Source organism: Lysobacter sp. CA199, assembly GCF_052078715.1.
In the GTDB taxonomy this organism is placed as follows: Bacteria; Pseudomonadota; Gammaproteobacteria; order Xanthomonadales; family Xanthomonadaceae; genus Lysobacter.
This window is the reverse complement of sequence record NZ_JBQJIL010000005.1, coordinates 187,251-208,208: the sequence shown is the minus strand read 5'-3', so window position 1 is coordinate 208,208 and position 20,958 is coordinate 187,251. Positions and strand designations below refer to the sequence as shown.

Genomic DNA, 20,958 nt, shown 5'->3' with positions numbered 1-20,958 from the left:
CTCACATATAGTGCGTGACCCGCATCCCATGCCGTATCGCCATGTCCGTTCGATCCTGCCTCGCCCTCACCCTGGCGGCGGCGCTCGCGCCCGTTCAGGCGCAAACCTCCACGCAGGAGGCCAAGGATCGGCCTGACCACGCCGCCGTCGCGGCCGCGCCGTCCGCCGAGGGCCGGGCCGTCACCGATCTGGATTCGGTCCAGGTCATCGGCCGCGCGCAACGCCTATACAAGGCCGACGAGGCTGCGGTCGGCACCCGCACCGACACGCCGATCGAACGGGTGCCGCAATCGGTGCAAGTGTTGCCGCGCGAACTCATCGACGATCAGGCCGCGCGCCAGGTCACCGACCTGTACCGCAGCATCAGCGGCATCAGCTACTTCAGCTACGCCGGCGTGACCCTGCGCGGCTTCCGCCAGGAGAACGTGCTTTACGACGGCCTGCGCGGCGATCCGTATTCGGGTTTCTCGGTGCCGCAATTGTTCAACATCGAGCGCATCGAAGTGCTCAAGGGCCCGGGCGGCGCGCTGTACGGCGGCGGCGATCCGGGCGGGGTGATCAACTACGTCACCAAGAAACCCAAGCGACAGCGCGAGGGCAGCGTCGAAGTGCAGGCCGGCAACTACGGTTTCCGCGCCGCCTCGATGGAACTGACCGGACCGCTGGCCGGCAACGAACGCCTGCGCTACCGCGTCGGCGCGTATGCCGACGACGAATCGCCGTTCCGCCGCAACACCGATTCGCAGAGCCTGATCGGCGATGTCGCGGTGGCGATGGATATCGGCGAAACCGGCGAGCTGACCCTGCAGTACACCGAGGTGACCCAGAACCTGGGCGGCAACCGCCTGCGCGGCGTGCCGGTGGACGACAACGGCCGTTTCCTGACGTCGATCGACTGGAACCATAACGAACCCACCGATTACCTGGACATGCGCGCCAAGGTCGCTTCGGCGCAGTTCACTGCATCGCCGAGCGACAGTCTCGATATCGATGTGTCCGCGCGCTGGTTCGAAAATCACGAAGCGCAGCGCTATCACGAACCCATGGGCCTGATCGACCGCGATCGCGACGGCGTGGCCGAATGGATGACCCGCCAGTTCCGCGATCAGCTGCGCGACAACCGGGCGGTGGCGGTCAACGCCAATCTGGTCAAGCGGTTCGCCTTCGCCGGCTTGAATCATCAGCTGTTGTTCGGCGCCGACGGGTATCGCGTCGACAACGATTTCACCAGCCGCACCGCGAACGCCGACAACGCGCGCGGGCCGGTGCCCGGCATCGATCTGTTTCATCCGGTGTACGGGTTGACCTCGGCGGCGAGCTACCGGCTCGATCGATTGCCGTGGAGCGGCACCAGCACGCGTGGCCTGCGTTACGGCGCCTACCTGCAGGACGAGATCGCCCTGTCCGAGCGCTGGTACGTGCTCGCCGGCCTGCGTTGGGACGGCTTCAAGGACGAGAACCGGCTCAACGGCAGCGATGTCGACGGCGACGATCTGAGCTGGCGTCTGGGCGCGACCTATACCGCGCGCCCCGGAGTGAATGTCTACGCCAGCATGGCCAGCGGCTTCCTGCCGCAGAGTACCGGCAACCAGAGCGACAGCGTCGGCGGCCCGTTCGATCCCGAGCGCAGCAAACAGTGGGAAGTCGGAGCCAAGTCGAGCTTGTTCGACGGCCGCATGACCTTGAACGCCGCGGTCTACCGCATCGACCGCCGCAACATCCTGCAGGCCGACGGCCGCACGCTGAACGGCGTCAACCAACTGGCGCCGCTGGGCCTGGTGCGCAGCGAGGGCATGGAGCTGGACTTGCTGGCGGACCTGACCGATCGCTGGGTGCTCAACATCGCTTACGCCTACAACGATGCGCGCGTGCTGCAGGCCGGACGCAACGGCATCACCAACTCCACCGGCGGGCGTTTCGCCAATGCGCCGCGCAACAAGCTCGGGGTGTGGACGCGCTACGACATTCCCAAGCTGCGTTCGGCCTTGGGCTTCGGCCTGGACTTCGTGGATGATCGCTGGAGCCTGGACGGACAGCGGGTCAAGCCCTACACCGTGTTCGACATGAGTTGGCAGACCCATTGGCGCGACTGGAAATTCCAGGCCAACGTCAAGAACCTGTTCGACAGGGTCTACGCGGCCAGCGGCTTCATCGAGCGCAACGGCCATTTTCCGGGCGAACCGCGGCGCTTCTACGTGCAGGCGCAGTACAACTTCTGACCGGCCCCGACCTTTCGTGAACGCACCCGCGCCAGCCGCATCGGCCAGCTCCAAGGGATCGGCCCGCAAAGAGGTCGGCGGCAAGAGCGCGGGACGGCGGGTGTGGTTCGACCTGCACAGTTGGGTCGGACTCAAGCTGAGTTTGTTCATGAGCTTCGTGTTGTTGACCGGAACCCTGGCGGTGTTGGCGCACGAGATCGATTGGCTGCTCAATCCGCAGATGCGCGTGCAGCCGATCGCCCAACGCGCGAGTTGGGGCGAGATGGTCGATGCGGTGCGCGACGCCTATCCGGACTGGACCTTCGAATCGATCGACCGCCCGGAAGCCGAACGCTTCGCTGCGCAGGCGTCGATGCGCACGCCGCAAGGACGGCTGCGCTTCGTCTGGGTCGATCCTTATCGCGGTACCGTCACCGGCGATACCGCGTGGTTCAACGCGCACCGTTTGCTGCGCAACACGCATCGGCATCTGATGATGCCGACCTGGCTGGGCGTGCCGATCGTTGCGGCCTTGTCGGTGCCGCTGCTGATCTCCCTGATCAGCAGTCTGTATATCTACCGGCATTGGTGGCGCGGCTTTCTGACCTGGCCGCGGCGCGAGCGCCCGCGCCGGTTCTGGGGCGATCTGCATCGTCTGCTGGGCGTATGGAGCCTGGCCTTCATCGCGCTGATCGGCCTCACCGGCGTGTGGTATCTGATCGAATCCCTGGGCGGCGACGCGCCGGTGGTCAAGCCGCCGAGCGCATCGCACGCGGTGGCGGTGCGCGCCGACGGCGCCGCGGTCGATCGCGCGGTGGCGCAGGCGCGGCAGCGTTGGCCCGGCTTCGTGATCGAAGGCGTGGTGCCCGGCGGCAAGGACGGCACCGTGCTGCTCACCGGCCAGGCCGCCGCGGTGCTGGTACGGCCGCGCGCCAACCTCGTCGCGTTCGATGCCGTCGACGGACGCTGGTTGGGCGCGCGCGACGCGCGCGCGCTGAGCGTCCACCAACGCATCTCGGAGATGGCCGATCCCTTGCATTTCGGCAACTTCGCCGGATTCTGGATCAAGCTGCTGTGGTTCGCCTTCGGCATGATGCTGACCGCGCTGAGCCTGTCGGGCGTATACCTGTACGGTCTACGCATCGCCGAGAGCTGGCGCTCGGCGCAACGCAAGCGGGAGCGGTCGGCATGAGTCCGTGGCGGGCGGTGTGGATCGGCATGGGCCGCTGGCGCTGGCTGTGGCTGGCGCTGCTGGTGGTGTGGATCGTGTTGATGCCGGCGGAGATCGCGCGCTGAGGCTGTAAGCGCGGCGGCCGCGCGTAGTACGATCCGTTTCCACGGAAGGAATCTGATCGAGAGGAAGCATGCGCTGGCATTTCGTCATGGGATTGATGTTGTGCGGATGGTATGGGTCGGTCGCTGCGGTGGAGGCGCCCGGTGCATCGGTATCGCAGGCGGCGTGGAATGTTCATAGCGCCAGCGGCGCCTATCGAGGCACGGGCGACGGCGATCCGACCGGCCGGACCGGGGCGAACGTACGTTTGAGCGCGCCGCCCGGCGTGGCGGCAAAGCAGTTCGGTACCGCTTCGTTCGCGTTGGACGCGGGCGCTTTGCGGGGCCGTCGCTTGCGCGTGACGGCGCAACTGGCCGTCGCCGATGCGCCCAACGGCGCGCTGTTGTGGATCCGCGCGGACGGCCCGGACAAGAAGATGCTGGGCTTGGCCAACACCCAGCAGGACCCGGTCGCGGGCGAGCGCAGAACGGCCCAGCGCGAGTTGCTGTTCGACGTGCCGCGCGGCGCGCAACGGCTGGTGTTCGGCGTGTTGCTGTCCGGCAGTGGCGAGCTCACGGCGAGCGGTGTGCGCTTGATCGACGAAGGCGCGAGCGCGTCCGCGCGCGCGGTGCTCGACGCCGCGATGGATGCGATGAAGACCCAGGCCTTGCATCGCGACCGCATCGACTGGCCGAACATCGAAGCGGACTTGCGCGCGCGACTGGCGCCCGACAGCACTTCGGCCGACGCCTATCCGCTGTTGCGCGAACTGATCGCCAAGCTCGGCGACGGCCACAGTTTCCTGATGCCGCCGCAAGCCGCGCAGACGACCCGCGAGCAAGGCCGGGTGAGATACGAACCGAAAGTCGAGTTGGTCGGTGCCGATATCGGCTACGTGCGCATGCCCGGGTACGTCGGTGGCGGCCGCGAGCAACATCGTGACTTTGCGCGATCCATCGGCGAACGCATCGCCGCGATCGCGCCACGCGCCGGCGGCGGTTGGATCGTCGATCTGCGCGACAACAGCGGCGGCAGTATGTGGCCGATGCTGGCCGGTCTATACCCCTTGCTCGGTCCCGCGGTGCTGGGCGGCGACGTTGCCCCGGGTGCGGCGTTACGCCCGTGGAACTTGGCCGGCGCAATGGGTCAGAGCCTGTCGCCGCCGTTGCCGGACTTGAGCCGCGTACCGGTCGCCGTGTTGATCGGGCCGCACACCAGCAGTTCCGGCGAGGCGGTGGCGATCGCTTTCAGCGGCCGCGCGGACACGCGCTCGTTCGGTCAGCCTTCCGACGGCCGTTCTACTTCCAATCGCAGCATCGAACTGCCCGATGGAGGGATGTTGCTGTTGACCGTGGCGCGTTTCGCCGATCGAAACGGCAAGGTGTTCGGCGACAAGATCGTGCCGGATGTGGCGGTCGGCGATGAGAACTCCGCCGCGGCGCTCGATGCGGCCCGGGACTGGCTCAAGCAGCGCGAGGCCGCGGCGCATTGACTATCGGGCGGTTCATCGCCTGCCGGGATTCGCAGATCGGGCTACGTTCTCTTCACATCGCCATCGATGCCCTGGTCGGGCGCGATTGAGCGCCGATGGGGGTGCAGGTGATGCATGCATTCGTCGGCTGGGCTTAAACGCGGTTAGACGCCGCGCTCGCATCGGGATTGGGCCGCGAGTCCGGCCGTTCCACGGCGTCGGATGCGGCGGTGTCGACAAGGCAGAGCGCGGGCTGCCGTGAGTCGCTGACCGAAAAGCGTCGGGGCTGAAGCCCCTCCCACAACAGTCCCGTCATAGCCGCCCTCCGACGACAACATCGCCCGGCGCGGCGTATGTCTGCCGCGACACCAGCGGAAAACGTTTCATTCGTGAAATGTCCTGGCCGGCGAGGCGCGGTCGTTTACTCGGGGGTGATCGGCGCCACACGGCGCATACGATCCGCCGACACGAATGGATGGCGGCGCCTCGGCGTCGCGTCCGACAGCGCGCCGCGCTGACGACTAAGGAGAGACGTATGCCGCCAGGACGCCTGCTCAACATCAATCAACTCGTCGCCGGAATCCGTCCGGTGCCGACCGTGGCTGCGATCAAAGTTCCCGGCGTGGTCGCGGTGCCGCCCGCGCCGATTGCCGCTCCGGCGACGGTGGTGGCGGCGCCCGTCGGCATGCGGGTGGCGCCGGCGGTGATGACCGGCGCGGCGGTGCGGATGAATCCGGCGATCCTGCGCGCGCAACCGGCGATCGTGGCGCAACTGGAAGGACGGACCTTGCGTCCGCGCTTGAACGACCTGCGTCCGGACCTGTTTCCGATCAAGACCGGCGGCGGTTTCACCCGCGCCGAATCGCCGCATCCGATCAGTCCGAACCAGGCGCCGGACGATCGCTGCCTGTTCGAGGATCCACGCAATCCGCAGCAGCGCTACTGGCTGCCGCGCTATCGCCTGCGCAACGCCAATGGCCAGTACGAGATCAAGGTCGCCTTGGGTCAGGACGGCCTGTGGGCGGTGAGCCTGGCCCTGGAAACCCTGCCCGCACCGGAAATCGCCGATGCCGCGCGTACCGCGCAGATGCTCGGGGTGAATCACAGCGCAGTGCTGAGCTATCGCGTGCCCGGCACCGCGATCGAGCAACGTCTGCCGGCCGGCGAAATCGTCGAGGACCCGCGCGGCGGCTGCGTGGTGATGCTGCACCTGAGCCTGGCCGAGCGCGATGGCCTGTTGCGCGCCTTCATGTCCGCCGATGCGCAGTGCAAGTTGATCGTTTCGCGCGGCTACGCCGTGGCGGTGCCGCTGCCGGCGACCGCATCGCCGGACGCGCCCAAGCGTCAGCTGATGATGATCAAGGGCCAGATGCAGCTGGTGCGCGCGCCGATGGCCGAGATGGCGATGGCGTCGGCGGCGCCGAGAGGCGAGACGTTGATCGCGCGCGCGGCGATCGCCAAGCCCGGTATGGCGGCAGGCCTGCGCGCGGCGCCGGCCGCGCTGCGTCCCGGCGGTGCGTCGATCGTCGAGGGCGATGAAGTCTGGCCGCGCAAGCCGTTTCCGAGGCCGCGGCCGATGCCGTTCCCGCAACCCGAACCCGAACCGCAGCCCGCGCCGGAACAACGCTACGAAGTCTCCAATCAATTGCAGGATTGGGCGGTCGCGCTGTTTTTCGAACCGCAACTGCATCCGTACATTTATCCGGCCGGCAGCGGCGGTTCGGCCTCGCCGGCGCGCTGGGTGGTGCACTCGTTGCGCTATCCGGCCGGCACCGGCCGCGGCCACGCCTACTTCCAGGACCTCAGCGATCCCAGCCGCATCTATTACCTGCCCGACGCGTTCAAGCTTGCGCGCCGCGGCGAAGCGCCGCACGCGCCGTCGCTGGTGTTTCAAGTCGATCAGGGCGAGAACGCCGAACAGGTGATGGTGGACCTGACCTGCGAAGTGCGCCCGGTCACCGACGGCGAGCGTCTGCTGGCTGCGCGGCGCGAACTCGCCGACAAAGTGCCGGTCAGCGCCGACAACCCGCATCGCGAGTTCGAACTGCGCCTGCTGCGCGCCAGCTCGACCCTGAAGATGGCGCTGCTGCGTAACGGCGCGGTGCGTTCGGAAACCGTGCCGGCGACGATCGACTGGGACAACGGTTTCACCGTCAACGAGCGCTTCGAATTCAAGGATTTCCAGGACGTGTTCGGCGTGCTGATGGCGACCAGCAACTCCAATCTGCTGCAAGGCAGCGTGGTGGTGGCCAGCGGCGTCAACGAAAACGTGATGGTGCCGGTCAAACTCAATTTCGCCGACATGGAAGGCGAGTTGTTCCAGTCGATCGAAACCCCGGATCCGCAAACCGGCGCGGTCGCGGTCAAGCTGCTCAACGCCACCGAGAGCAAATTGCGCATCACCCGCTTGCCGACCTGGATCACCCGCGGCGAAGGTCTGGTGGAAGGCCGCATCGAAGGCCTGGACCTGAGTCAGCCGATCGAAGTGGCGCCCGAACAAAGTCTGGCCTTCACCGTCCAACCCACCGCGCCGCTGAGCGGAACCGCGCCGGCCGACGCGATCTTCAACACCGCTTCGGTGCGCAGCATTCCCGACGGCGAGGCGATCCTCAAATACACGCTGGACGATTCGATCGACCAGGAAACCGTGCGCCCGGTGACGGTGATGACCGCGGCCGAAGTACTGGCCAACGCCGGCAACCCGGGCGGCGAGATTCTCAACATCGTGGTCGAGTTCCGCGGCAACCGCCGGGTGGTGCTGGGCGCGGCCAATCTCAGCCAGGACCTCGATGTGCCGGTGCCGTTGATGGACATCCTGCTGCGCAAGGACAGCGAAGGATTCTACGAGTACCGTCAGACTGTGATCTATAAATCTGGACAGAAATCGCCGCCGCCGCAATGGCGTCGCGACGATTCCGGTGTGCTGTTCGTGACGGCGGTCTGAGCCATGTCGTTCGCATCCCGCCCCGACTGGCGCCAGCCGATGTCGATCGGCGAACGCGTGGCTTACGCCGCCTACGATCAGCCAGGCCGTTTCCGGCTGCCGCCGGCGCAGCTGGCGGCGCAAACCTCCGACGGGCAATCGCCACTGCGCCTGGACATCGTCCAGCAGGATCGCGGCGGCGCCGGTCTGGCGCGCTATTCGATACTGTCGTTGGCGTTCGCCGCCGATTTCCGACTCGAACACACGCGGCAGACCGCGTTCGATGGCGGTCAGCGCGTGGACCTGTCGCCGCTGCCGGTCGAAGGCGGCTGGCTGCGCTTGAACGCGGTGCAGGCCTTGAACCTGCCGGCGTCGCTGGGCGAGTTGTTGGCCTTGGATGCGGCGAGTCTGGGCGCGCTGAATCTGGCCGTGCGCCTGGACAGCGCAGCCACCGATTTGTTCGTGGCCGCCTTGCAGCGCGGTCTGCTCGCGGTCGGCGCGCAAGCCTGGCTGCGCGTGCGCGGCGTCGCCGATCGCTTGCCGCTGAGTCTAAGCTTCGACCCGGCGGCGTTGTTGGCCGCGGTGCGCGGCCTCAGCGGCGGCTCGGCGGCGATCGACCACGCACTGCTGCGCCAGCGCCTGATCGAGGCGCCGCAGACCTTGGGCCTGGGCCTGCCGGCGAGTTCCGGCGATGTGCTCAAGGAGCCACTGGCCGATGCTGTGATCGATCGCATCGCCGCGCGCTTCGCCGAGCCGCGTCCGTCCGCGCCCGACGCGCCGACCGGCGTGCGCCTGGTCTTCGACGAGGCGGCGATGAGGCCCGGACGCGTGCAATGGAATCTCGCCGAACCGCAACTGGCGCCGCGCTTGATCGCGATCGAAGCCGATCCGCTCGGCCCCTTGCGCACGATGGCCGCCGGCGAGCTGCACAACGCGGTGGTGCGCCGCCACGATGTGCGCGCTCTGGCCAGCGGCTGGCGTAGCGTCAGCGTGCGGGCGAATCTGCCGGCGCGCCGCATCGGCGTGGTCTCGGCGCAAGTCGAACTGCAACTGCCGGCCAAGCCGCCGGCGCGCATGTTCACGATCAAGGCCAGCGCGCCGCTGGCCGCGACCGATCGTCCGATCGCGGTCGATCTGCGGCTTTCGCCGAGCGAGGCGCTGTCGTATCAGTGGCAGACCTCGGCGATCGTGTTCAGCGACGGCCGCGTCGAATCGATCAAGGGACCGGCGCGCCAATCCGATCGCGAGCATCTGCTGATCGGCCCGGAAGATTTCGGCCTGCGCCTGATTCCGATCGAAGCCGAACCGACGTTTCTCGATCAGGCCGATATCGAGGTCGAATGCCTGGGCATCCGCAAGGGCAAGCCCTGGTCGGCGCGTGGCGTGCTGGACCGCGCATCGCCGGATCTGGCCTTCGCCATTCCCTTCGACGTCGATGGCGCCAGGATCCGCGCCACCGCTCAGGCCAAGGCCGACGGCCTCCGCCGGGCGATGGCCGCGGTCGATGCGCAGGACGACGGCTTGCGCCTGGATGCCTTCAGCTTCGAGGGCAGCGGCTCGCGCGAATTGGAGCTGGTATGCGAATTCGACGACGACGCCATCGTGCGCACGATCGAAATCGCGCCGGAGGACGCCATCGACGATGCCTCCAGGCGTAAGCAAGTGAAATTCACCCGACACAAGCCGCAGACCCAGTGGACCTGGCTGTCGCTGTCGCCGTTCCGCTCCGGCTATCGCTGGCGCTGGTACTTGAACGCAGCGAAGCAGTCGCCCTGGTCGCCGGTGTTGCAACCCGACGCGCCGCTGCGCTTGCGCAGCAGTCACAGCGCCATCGCCACCGCCGGAGCAGGAGCATGAACGCAGACAAGGATCGCGGCGCCGGCGAACAGGCGGCGTTCGAGGACATCCAGGGGGTGTGGGTCGCACCGGGCGACGGTCCGCTGAGTTGGACCTACCGCGCGCGCGCGCCGGGCCTGGCGCCCGGCACCGACGGCCGCGCGCAATTCACCCTGATAGGAGCCGGCACGGTGACGATGCTGGCGTTGACTGCGATGTGGGGCGTGCCGGCGGCGCAGTTGGACGCGGTGCGCGCCGAACTGGCCGCGCGCGCGCAGGCGCCGGTGTCGCAGATTCAGTTGTCGCCGGCGCCGGTGGAGGTCGGCGAGGTGCGACTGATGATCGGCGATGGTCTGGGCGAATACGTGGAACTGGCCAAGGTGCGCTGTTCGGGCGTGCCGCCGTACCACGCCGCGTTCAATCTGATGCTCGATCAGGTCCAGTCCGAGAAAGTACGCAAGGCCCTGAACGGCGAACACGGCTGGCTGGAACTTCGCTACGCCGCGACCGATGCCGCCGCCGCGCGCAGCAGCCGTTCGCTGGACGACAGCGCATCGATCGATGTGGAAGTGTCCCTGAGCGATTCGCAGGGTCGCGCGGACGCCAGCGCAAGCGTGCGCAGTCGGGTCGGGGTGGAGTCCGAATCCGGTTACGGTGCCGCGCAGACGCGCTCGTACTCGGCCGATGCCGCGGACTGGGGATTGCCGAAGCCCTGACCCCGGCGGCATGAAAGCGCGTTCGCCGGCCGCGGTTCGGGTTCGGCGGACGGATTGATCGTTTCGCCACCGCGCGCGAGCTGAGTAGACGCCGTGCGCGGCCGCGATCCGGTCGCAACGGCGTGAATCTGCGCCAGCGGCGCTTGCCGCAAGACCGGCGACGAGCCTAACGCGACCTGCGTCGCGATGGCGCCGCTCGTCCAGTCGATCGCGATTCGCGCCTCAACCGCGCGCGTCGGCGGGCGATGGCGGGCGATGGCGGGCGAAAAAAATCAGGACAAAAAAGCCGAGAAAAATGATGCGTTTTTGATTGACCGGCGACCCATGCGGCAAGCGTTACAGAGATTCGAACCGAACGGTTTACATCGCGGCCACCCCATCGCGTGACACAAGCGGCAATGCGCGGGCAAGGAAAGCACGCAACGGATTGAACGACTCAGGACATCAGGATAAGGAGCAAGTCCATGCTTAAGATCGATAACGTCGACACCCTTCACGACCATGTGGTGTACGGCGACGACGCCAATGATTTCACCTACTACATCATGCCCAACTCGCCGAACTTCGCGAAGATGGCCAGCGGAGGCCTGGCGCTGCGCTTCGTCGAGTACGGCCAGATCCGCGAGGACGGCGGCAAGAAGTTCGGCGGCTTCATCGCCTTCGACACCGAGCTTTCGGTGTCGGCGGACGTGCAGAAGAAGATCGCCGCCGACCTGCAGAAGAAGGTGGCCGAGAAGTACAAGGGCAAGACCGCACCCAAGGTCGCCATCGCCCCGGTCACCTGGACCGACGGCACCGTCGAACTGCTGCTGACCGAGGGCGGCGCGCTGGTGGAGAAGATCCGCGGCGCCGGCAAGCCGTCGATCTACGGCAAGAACGTGGCCTCGTTCATGGTCGAGCTGACCGAGCTGGGCACGGCGATCTTCAAGGAGACCTTGAGCACCGGCTCGGCCTCGGCGGTGCAGGTCGTTTACAAGATGAACTGCTACATGCGCCTGCCGGAAATGAAGGCCTGGGGCACCTGGAACGCGTCGGAGTTCTACAGCTTCTTCCAGGACATCAACACCGAGGACAACTTCTGGTGCGAGGACAGCTACACCGAAGTCGTCAGCTCCAGCCGCTACAAGAACGATGTCACCAAGACCCACTTCGACTTCGTCCAGGCGCCTAATCTAAGCGCCGAGGACAACGCCAAGCTGGAATCGGACATCCGCGCGATCATCAACAAGCAGTTGGAAGCCGCGGTCCAGCGCAACATGCTCAAGGAGATCGCCGACGTCGATCCCAACACCAAGGAGCTGCGCGAAGGCGAGGACATCGAGGACATCCGCCGCACCATCAACAAGTCGCAGATCGCCAACGTGCGGGTGGAGTGGAGCGAGGCCAAGGCGGTCATCGTCAACCGCAATCCGCAGGGCATGCTGCCGACCATCACCTCGTTGATGGACGACAAGAAGAAGCCGCTGAAGTGGGAGGATTACTACTCCAAGATCAACCTGGACGAGTTCCTCAAGACCGTGCAGGTGGTGATGCGGGTCAACGCCGATTTCGCCAACCTGCCGATCCACAGCGTCGAGGTGAAGATCCGTTATCCGTACGGGCCGAACAAGAAGGTCCAGGAGTTCGTGTTCACCAAGCCCGACGACGTGGCCAAGTTCGAGGCCTTCGTCCACGAGGGCAAGCGCGACTTCACCTACCAGGTCACGGTCAACTACAAGGGCGCGACGTTCAAGCAGGTGTCGGAGGAGATCAAGACCGACGACACCAACCTGACCATCAACGTCGACGACCTGGGCATCCTGGCGCTCGACATCGGCCCGGGCGACATCGACTTCGCCCAGGTGCCGCGCACCCAGATCACGGTGCGCTACAAGCACGGCAAGCAGCCGGTCGAAGCCAAGTTCAACATGACCAAGGACACGCCGAACTTCCAGCTGCGCAAGATCGTCGGCAAGCCGCGCACGGAAGACATCGACCTGGAGTTCCTCTACACCCTGGCCGACGGCCGTCAGGTCAAGAAAACCGCGCAGCAGCAGGCCAAGGAGCTTTATGTCGACGACCCGTTCTCGGCCAGCAAGACCGTCAGCTTCCGCGCGGCCGGCGACCTGTCGGCGGAAATCGCCTCGATCACCGTCGATGCGAGCTACACCGACACCGCCAACAAGTACAGCCAGAAGACCATCGTCACGCTGTCGAGCGACATGACCTCCTTCGACTGGACCTTCCCGGTCGTCGACGAGACCTTGGGCGACATCAAGTATTCGGTCACCACGCTGTTCGCCGACGGCACGAGCAAGGAAGAGGCGGAGAAGGTCGCCGCCCGCTCCACGATCCTGGTCGGCAAGAAGCTCGATCAGCTGGAAGTGGCGGTGGTGCCGGACCTGCTCAATTGGGACGAGCTCAAGCTGGTCAGCGTGGCCTTGTCGCACGGGACCAAGCGCATCGACTTGCGCTTCAAGCCCGGCGATGAGGAAAAGAACTGGAAGCTGCCGCTGACCGACGGCGAAGCGCCGGAGTACAAGGCCACCGTCACCTACTTCCTCACCGACGGCACCCGCAAGGTGGTGGGGCCGGAGACGAAGACCGACATGACGATCTTCCTGGAAGTTCCGACCGCCTGAGTCCGGCCGCGGCTCGCATCACCGCGACGGATCCGCACGCATGCCGTGTGCGGATCCGTCGACACCCATCGCTCACGCTTGACTCGGAAGGAGTCCGATCATGCTTCTCCTCGACAGCCGCACTCGCGAGATCAACGGCATCTCGGTCTTCCCGGACCACGCCGATCCCGAGCAGTGGTACTACATGCCGCTCAATCCGCACCTGACCACGGTGCGCGACAAGACCCTCGGCGTGGACGTTCCCCAGTTCCTGCTGATCGGTTTTCGCGGCGACGCGGGCACCGGCGGCTTCCTCAACTTCGATTGCAATCTGGGCGCGAGCCAGAGCCAGATCGACGATCTGGCGCGCGAGATCGCCAACGCCGAAAACCTGCGCAACAAGCCGCGTATCGCGCCGGTGCCGCTGGAAGACGGCGGCGTGCGTCTGATGATGCTCGGCAAGGCCACCGGCGATGTCGCGCCCACGCCCGGCGCCGGACCGCAGTTCGTGCTCAAGATCGACCAATCGGCCAAGCCGGCCTTGTACGGCGCCAACCAGGCCGCGTTCTCGGTGCGGCTGGACCAGGACGGCTACACCGTCATGGAGCAGTGCCTGGAAGGCGAGATCCTACCGGTGGCGGTGATTTATTCGCTGGACTTCCTCGGCCTGCGCCCGGCCTACAACATCACGCTGAAGATCGATTGGGACCGCGTGCAGAAGCACATGGACGAGAGCTTCTCCGGCGGCAACATGTTCTTTTCCACCGAGATCGGCAACGCGGTCGACGAACTGGTGGAAACCCGCGCGATCGTGCTGGAGGCCGACACCTTCGTCGCCGAGAGCGAGGACACCAAGGGCATCATCGACCGCCGCGATGCGGCGTTGGCCCAGGTGCGCAACATGATCACCGACGCCTTCTTCACCGCCAGCCTGCCGCCGTGGTCGCCGGAGAAGAAGAACGACTTCGAGCGCGGGCTGGAGGCGATCGGCAAGTTCGCCACCGAATCCTCCGCGCGCGCCGCCGGCGGGCCGATCGGCGCGCTGATGCCGAGCTTCAGCTACAAGCGCATGGACTACAAGCGCATCGACAAAAAGAAGCTCAACGTGAACTTCTCCGAGCGCGTGGCGATCAAGCGCTCGATCTATCCGCAGGGACATCTGGCGGCGCTGTTCAAAACCATTCGCGAAGGCAGCGTGCCGCGCGAGCGCTTGGTCAAGCAGATCAGCCTGGATAACGACTTCTTCAAGAAGCGCCGGGTCAAAGTGATTTCGCGCGCCGACCTGGCCGCCGACGACATCGGCAGCGTCAACGTGCGGGTGCGCTACGGCGACAAGGCGCAGAACGCGCTGCTCGGCGCCAGCCAGGGCGAGGCGAGTTTCGAATGGCTGAGCCAGCTCGAACGCGGGCAGATGAAGCGCGAAGTGCAGGTCGAGTACGAGGTCAGCTTCAAGGGCGTGGACGCGGCCGAGCGGCCGACCCGGCTCAAGTCCAAGCCGCAGGTGTACGACGTGGAGAACGTGGAGATCATCCCGCGCGATCTGTACACGATCAACACCGTGCCGGTGTTCGCTGAGAACTTCCCGTGGGAGCGCTACAGCTCGGTCGATGTGTTCCTGCGCTACAAGGACGCGGCCAACAAGATCAACCAGAACGATCTGGTGCGCCTGACCAAGGACTCGCAATCGGGCAGCTGGAAGATGTTCATGCTCGATCCGGTCAAGACCGCCTATGAGGTGCGCATCGTCTTCCATGGCATCAGCGGTGGCGACACCGTGCGCGACTGGACCGCGTTCGATGAGCCGCAGGTCAGCGTGCGCAACCCGTTCCCGACCCGGCGGGTGGTGCAGGTGGTGCCGAACTTCAACTGGAACGACGTGCAGGAGGTCTTCGTCGATCTGCGCTATGTGGACAAGGCCAACAATCTGCAGGAAGAACAGCAGATGTCGTTCCAGGAAGGCGCGGCCGCCAAGACCTTCGCCGTGGACCTGCGCAACCCCGAGGTCAAGGGCGTGTTCTACAGCGTCAGCATCCTCTACAAGGACGGCCGCGACATCGAGGAAGTCCCCGAGTCGGTGACCAACAGCAATCGAATAATGTTAAAGGCCGGTATGAAAGGCCGAAGAATCGTAACCATAAAGCCGCCTTTAGATTTCGCCAAACGAAAAATGCGCAAGGTAAAAGTCTCGCTGCGCTTCGAAGACTTCGCCGGCGGCCTGTCCTTCGCCGAAGATTTCGAGTTCACCGACGCGCAGGCCACCGGCGAGTTCGAATACGACTATCTCGACGCCGCGCGCATGCGCTACGAGTACAAGGCCAGTTATCTGCTGGAGAACGGCACCAACAAGAGCGTTACCTGGGCGCCGAGCGATGCGACCGATCTGGTGTTGAAGATGCCCTGATGCAGACCCCCGCCGTGTCGCGGCCCACGCGCTCTTGCTCGTCATGCCCGCGAAGGCGGGAATCCAGAGACTTCAGGGTGCTGCCGCGATAGGGCCCTGGATTCCCGCCTTCGCGGGAATGACGGGGTGAAGTACGCGACGGCAGTCGTTGTCAGGTACGTAAGGAAACGTTTCCCTCGCGCGCGGTCACCGCGCGCATGGACTCACGATCTATTGGAGTTCGTCATGCTCAGTCTCGAAAAGCCGCTCACCATCGACGGCATCACCGTCTTCCGCGATCACTCGGATAAAAGCCAGTTCTGGTACCTGCCCGATCCGGTGTCGCTGGCCACGCGTCAGCCCGACGGGCGCAAGGAATTCAGTTTCCTCAAGTACCGGGTTGCCGACGCCACCGCGGCCGACAAGGGCGGCGGCTTCGTGATGTTCGTGACCACCTTGCAGTTGTCCTCGTCGATGGAGTCCAGGATCATCGGTCGGCTCAACGCCGAACCCGGAGTGAAACTGCCGGTGCGCTTGACCTGCGCGACCTTCGAGGAAGGCTCGGTGCAGTGCGTCGCGCTCAACGTGCAGGGCGGGGGCGGCACATCGGCGCAGCCCGCGCAACCGGGCACCTTCAACGCGGTCGAACACATCCTCGGCGCCACGGTGCCGTCGATGGACGCGGCCAACCGCGCCGCCTTCAGCCTGAGTCTGTCGTCGGAAGGCGCGACCATTCTGGAAGCCGCGCTCAGCGATGGCATGACCCCGATCGGGGTGATCTACAACTTCAAGTATCTGGCGATGCGGCCGGCCTTGAAGGTCACCATCACCGCCGATTTCGAACGCATCTACACCCATTTCAGCGCCAGCCTGGAAGGCCAGTACGCCTGGTTCAAGGCGGGCATCGACGCGGCGTTCGAATCGCTGGTGCAGAACGGCGTGATCGACATCCAGGTGGAAGCCTTCACCGATTCCGAGGACCGGCGCGATCAGGAGAAGTGGGCGCTGGATTTCTTCAAGGAAGATCTGCTGAGCAAGTGGTTCGAACCGACTCTGGTGCCGGGCAAGTTGGCCACCGATCCTGCGAATGCGGGCACCGGCACTCCTCCCGGTACCGGTACTCCTCCTGGGACCGGCACTCCTCCTGGCACCGGCACTCCTCCCGGCACCGGCACTCCTCCCGGCACCGGTACTCCTCCTGGGACTGGCACTCCTCCCGGCACTGGCACTCCCCCTGGGACTGGCACTCCTCCCGGCACTGGTACTCCCCCTGGAACTGGTACTCCTCCCGGCACCGGTATTCCTCCCGGTCCCGGTACCGGGACTCCTCCTGGCACGGGTACTCCTCCTGGCGCCGGCGCTCCTCCCGCTACAGGCACTCCTGGCGGCGGTTTCAGCAGCAGCACTGGCGCTGGCGGCACCGGCGGCACGCCGCCCGCACCGCAGATCCAACCCGCGGTGCTCAGCGTGGATTCCACCCAGCCCGCGCCTCTGCCGGCGGGCCTGTCGGTCACTCACACGCCGGCCGCGAGCGGTCTGGCCGAAACCATCACCGTGACCGGCGCGGGCGCGGTGGTGAAGGTCGACGATCAAATCGTCGCCGCCGACGCGCAGGGCCGCGTCAACCTCACCGTCAATCCCGATTCGGCCAAGCGCATCGACGTGGAATGGCCGGCGGCGACGCAGGAGCAGACCTTCGGCCTGTTCTTCGATTTCGACAAACCCGCCGAGGCCGGTTGGAGCACCAATCCGCCGTCGACGCAGTACCGCGCGTACGTGGACAACACCACCAACGACCCGCGTTATCGCGATGCCTCCGGCACGCTGCGCATCGAAGGCGACGGCAACTGGAGCGGCAGCGAGCGCGGCGCCGGGCGTCTGATGGCGTGGATCCGCGGCTTGCCGACGCCACGCAATCTCAATCTGCAAGCCTACGCGAGCCATGAGCACGTCAGCGGCGCGAACGACACCGAGCGCGAACGCTACAACCGGCGCTTGTCGCAGCGGCGGCTCGACGTCGCGCTCGCGGTGGCGCGCCGCGCCGGCGTGCCGGTGACCATCACCACTCAGGCCGCCAACGGCGACGTCCCCGCGAGCAGCCGTCCCGGCACGCATTCGCCGATGGGCGGCGATCCGGACAACCGCGTCGTGCACGTGACCGGCCGCGTGGCCGGCACCACGCCGAACCGTTGGCACGGACGCTTGCGTCGCCCGGCTTCGGTGACGCCGCCGGTCGCGCCGCCCGTCATTCCTCCGGTGACGCCGCCCGTCACACCGCCCGTCACGCCGCCGGTCACGCCGCCGGTCACGCCACCCGTCACGCCACCGACGCTGCCCACCGCGGCCAGCCTGTCGCTCAAGCTCAAGTTCGTGCGCCAGGAAGAACGCAAGAAGCTGACCTTGCGCTACAACCGCGCCGAGGCCACGCGCCGCACCTTCGCGCCGCAGGGTTTCTTCGGCCTGATGCTCGGCGATCTGCGCGACAAGTCGAAGTACTTCAAGGAAATCGATCTGGACGATCCGTTCTTCCGTCAGTTCGCGGTCGAGGCGAGCATGCCGATCGCGTTCGAGCCGATCGATCTGAAATCGGCGCAGGTGGCCCTGGATTACGGCGACAAGAGCAAGCCGCGCGACCACAAGCACGCCGATTTCGTGTTCACGCCGGGCGAGGTCGGGGTCAAGCGCTTCGAAGTGTTCATGAACGCGACTCGCGACATCGACTACGCCGCCTCGTATCAGTACCACTTCGACCCGCAGTCCGACTGGGCCGCGGACAAGACCTCCTACACCGTCCCGGCGGCCAAGACCGAGGACCGCACGCTGTTCGTCAATCCTTACGAACACGTCGAGTTCCGCCAGATCACCGCCACGCCGGGCGATATCGATTGGGACGTGGTCGAGGCCATCGAGGTCAAACTGCAGGCGCGCGGCTACGCCACGCCCGAGCCCAAGACCACGCTGACCTTGACTGCCAACTCCGGGCCCAGGACCTGGCGTCTGCGCGGCGCCAAGCCGGCGCCGGCCAATCGCGGCGTGACCTATCAGATCGTGCAGCGACGCAGGGGCGGGGGCGCGGCGGATCCGGCCACCGCGCCGGTCGAGATCGACGTGCCCGAACTGTTGATCCACGACAGCTTCCACGATGCGCTGCAACTGGAGTTCATCCCGGTGTTCGACCCGGCCATGGTCAAGCGCGTCTACATCGACGTGAAGTACGAAGACGGCGCCTACAAGCGCAGCGAGCGCATCGAGATGGCCGGCAGCCAGACCGATCCGGTCAAGCTGCGCATCGCCTTGAAGAACGCGGACAAGCGCAAGTACCGCCGCCGTTTCACCTTCGTCGGCATGCAGGGTCAGTTCGACCAGCGCGCGTGGGTGGACGAGACCGAAGAACTGGTGGCGGTGCAATAAGCCGATGAACGCCGCCGCCCCGCACCTCCCATCGCAAAGCCGCACCGGCCAGCACATGGAGCATGCAATGGCTGTCGACAACGCCGATGGGCGCGGCTCGGACGCGGCCGCGTTGACCGCGCCGATCGCCGCGACCCTGCAACGCCTGCGCGCGGTGCTGCCCGCGCAGGCCGACGCGGCGCAGGCGATGCTCGCCCGCGTGCTGGCGCCGATGCGCGACTCGTGCTGGCCCGAGGTGGCCTGGAGTTTCAGCAGCCTGACCAACACCGGCCTGCCGGTGGAGTTCGCCTGGACCTCGCGCGAAGCCGCGGTGCGCTGGACCGCCGAGGTCGCCGCGCCGGAAGTCGCCGAGCACGATCGTCTGGCGCACGCGACGCGGGTGTTGGACTGGCGAGGCGATCTGGCCGAGTGGTTCGCGCACCAGCGCGGCAGCCGTCTGAAGTTCGGCGCCTGGGCATCGGCGCGTCATGGCGAGGCCCAGGCGAGCAAGCTCTACGTCGATCTGCCCGAAGGCCGTTTGCCGGAGGTCTGGAGCCGCCACCATCGCGTATTCGATTCGGCGTTGATGTTCTGGCGCATGTGCGGGGTCAATCCCGACGGCAGCGTGGAGTGCTACGCGCGCGCCGACGAACTGGATCTGGCCGGGTTGCGCGTGCTCGCGCGCGCGACCCTCGGCGCGGCCGAACCGCTGATGCAGCGCCTGGCGCAAGTGCTGCCGGCGGACGATCTGCCGCGGCCGTCGGGCGTCAGTCTGGCCTTGTCGGCCGACGGACAAGTGCGCGCGCTGACCTGGTTCACCTTCGCCAAGGCGATCTTCCGCGACGACGCGCAAGTAAGCGCGCGTTTGCGTGGACTCGGCGACGGAGCATCCGCGCAGGTCTACGACGCCTTGGCCTCGGGGCCGAACGACGGTCGCTGGCGCCACGGCATGGTCGGCGTCGGCGCGGACATCGCCGGCAATGCCTGGGTGCAATGCGGCGTGCGGCCGACATGAAGGCGGGGGCCGCGACCCTGGAAACGAGCGCGACGCACGATCGGCGGACTCGCATGATCGGTGGTCGCCGCGACCCGGGCTTGGCTGCGGACGGCGCGAACGATGCGCCGGCCGCCACGGCACAGGCTGACCATCGCGGATCGTCCGCTCACCTGATCGAAAGCCAGGTCAGCCAAGGCGGGCGGGTGCATCGCGACCGCAACGGCTTCGTCACCGCCTTGGCCGTGCGCACCTTGCGCCAGCGCGGGCTCGCGGTGCCCGGGGCGATGCTCGATGGCTTGCAGAGCTGTCGATCCTCGCAGGGCGGCTTTCGTTTCTGGCCCGAGGGAGCGCAACCCGATTGGGCGCCGGCGCTGCCCGACGACGTCGACGACACCGCGATCATGGCGCTGGAACTGCTGCGCGCCGGACGCATCGATTTGGCCGATGCACGCCGCACCGCTTGCCTGACCATCGCGCGACGGCGCATCGCGCGTTTGCCGATGCTGCATCCACCGTGGCTGCGGCTGGGGACCTTCGCGACCTGGAGCCGCGAAGGCGCGGTCTTCGATCTGGTCGATTGCACCGCCACCGCCAACGTTCTTGGATTCCTCACGGCGATCGATTTGTCGCACCTGCCCGGCGTGGGCGAGGCCACCGCGGTGCTGGAGGCCGCCCTGCGTTGGGCCGGCGACGACGAACTGCGCGCGACCAGCCTGTCGCCGTTCTATCCCGATCCGGCCGAGTTCGTGCTTGCGTTGGAGCATGCCGCGCAATGCGGTGCGCGCGGTTTGTCCGAACTGCATGCGCTGGCGGCGGCGACCTCGTGGGGAACGCACGCGGCCCTGCGCAGCACCCATCCCGAGTACCGGTTGTGTTCGAGCCCCTACGGCGTAGCCGTGTGGCATTCACCGGAGCTGGCGCGGTTGCGTGCCTGGGCGTATGAAGCCGGCCGTTCCATGCAAGGCGACTTCGACGAACACATCGTCGCAATAGTCTGATCCCGTCGCAGCGACTGTAGGAGCGGCGCAAGCCGCGACCGCGAATCCGCAACTTGCGGCGGAAGGTTCGTCGTAGTCGCGGATTCGCGGTCGCGGCTTGCGCCGCTCCTACATGGAGCAAGCGACGGATTTACCCCTCGCCGCAAAAAACGAAGCCCGGCATCGCCGGGCTTCGT

General features: G+C 66.5%; 12 protein-coding genes. All 12 read left to right on the top strand.

Annotated elements, in window-relative coordinates; genetic code table 11:
* Positions 1–41: 41 nt before the first annotated feature.
* Entirely contained in the window at positions 42–2,219 is a 2,178-nt protein-coding gene (locus tag ACTOWJ_RS10420; protein WP_441334537.1) for a TonB-dependent siderophore receptor, read from the top strand.
* A 16-nt stretch (positions 2,220–2,235) separates the two neighbouring features.
* Positions 2,236–3,390 (top strand): PepSY-associated TM helix domain-containing protein, encoded by a 1,155-nt coding sequence (locus tag ACTOWJ_RS10415; RefSeq protein WP_441334536.1) that lies wholly within the window; start codon positions 2,236–2,238, stop codon positions 3,388–3,390.
* 172 nt (positions 3,391–3,562) lie between these two features.
* The gene (locus tag ACTOWJ_RS10410) at positions 3,563–4,963 is read left to right on the top strand and encodes a S41 family peptidase (protein ID WP_441334535.1); all 1,401 of its coding nucleotides are present in this window, start codon (positions 3,563–3,565) and stop codon (positions 4,961–4,963) included.
* A 514-nt stretch (positions 4,964–5,477) separates the two neighbouring features.
* Entirely contained in the window at positions 5,478–7,886 is a 2,409-nt protein-coding gene (locus tag ACTOWJ_RS10405) for a hypothetical protein (RefSeq protein ID WP_441334534.1), read from the top strand.
* A 3-nt stretch (positions 7,887–7,889) separates the two neighbouring features.
* Positions 7,890–9,722, top strand: coding sequence for a hypothetical protein (locus tag ACTOWJ_RS10400; protein WP_441334533.1), 1,833 nt, complete (start codon positions 7,890–7,892; stop codon positions 9,720–9,722).
* Positions 9,719–10,417: a hypothetical protein gene (locus tag ACTOWJ_RS10395; protein ID WP_441334532.1), complete on the top strand. Its 699-nt coding sequence runs from the start codon at positions 9,719–9,721 to the stop codon at positions 10,415–10,417. The genes ACTOWJ_RS10400 and ACTOWJ_RS10395 overlap by 4 nt, the downstream gene beginning before the upstream one ends.
* A 186-nt stretch (positions 10,418–10,603) precedes the next feature.
* Positions 10,604–10,804: a hypothetical protein gene (locus tag ACTOWJ_RS10390; RefSeq protein WP_441334531.1), complete on the top strand. Its 201-nt coding sequence runs from the start codon at positions 10,604–10,606 to the stop codon at positions 10,802–10,804.
* Between the two features lie 77 nt (positions 10,805–10,881).
* Positions 10,882–13,038: a hypothetical protein gene (locus tag ACTOWJ_RS10385; protein WP_441334530.1), complete on the top strand. Its 2,157-nt coding sequence runs from the start codon at positions 10,882–10,884 to the stop codon at positions 13,036–13,038.
* A 100-nt stretch (positions 13,039–13,138) separates the two neighbouring features.
* Complete coding sequence (locus ACTOWJ_RS10380) at positions 13,139–15,418, top strand: hypothetical protein (protein ID WP_441334529.1); 2,280 nt, start codon at positions 13,139–13,141, stop codon at positions 15,416–15,418.
* Positions 15,419–15,643: 225 nt separating this feature from the next.
* Positions 15,644–18,808 carry a hypothetical protein gene (locus ACTOWJ_RS10375; protein ID WP_441334528.1) on the top strand — a complete coding sequence of 1,055 codons (3,165 nt, stop codon included), beginning with the start codon at positions 15,644–15,646 and terminating at the stop codon, positions 18,806–18,808.
* A 67-nt stretch (positions 18,809–18,875) separates the two neighbouring features.
* A complete protein-coding gene (locus ACTOWJ_RS10370) occupies positions 18,876–19,802 on the top strand; it encodes a hypothetical protein (RefSeq protein ID WP_441334527.1) in 927 nt (308 codons plus the stop codon).
* 53 nt (positions 19,803–19,855) lie between these two features.
* Complete coding sequence (locus tag ACTOWJ_RS10365; RefSeq protein WP_441334526.1) at positions 19,856–20,782, top strand: hypothetical protein; 927 nt, start codon at positions 19,856–19,858, stop codon at positions 20,780–20,782.
* Positions 20,783–20,958: the final 176 nt, after the last annotated feature.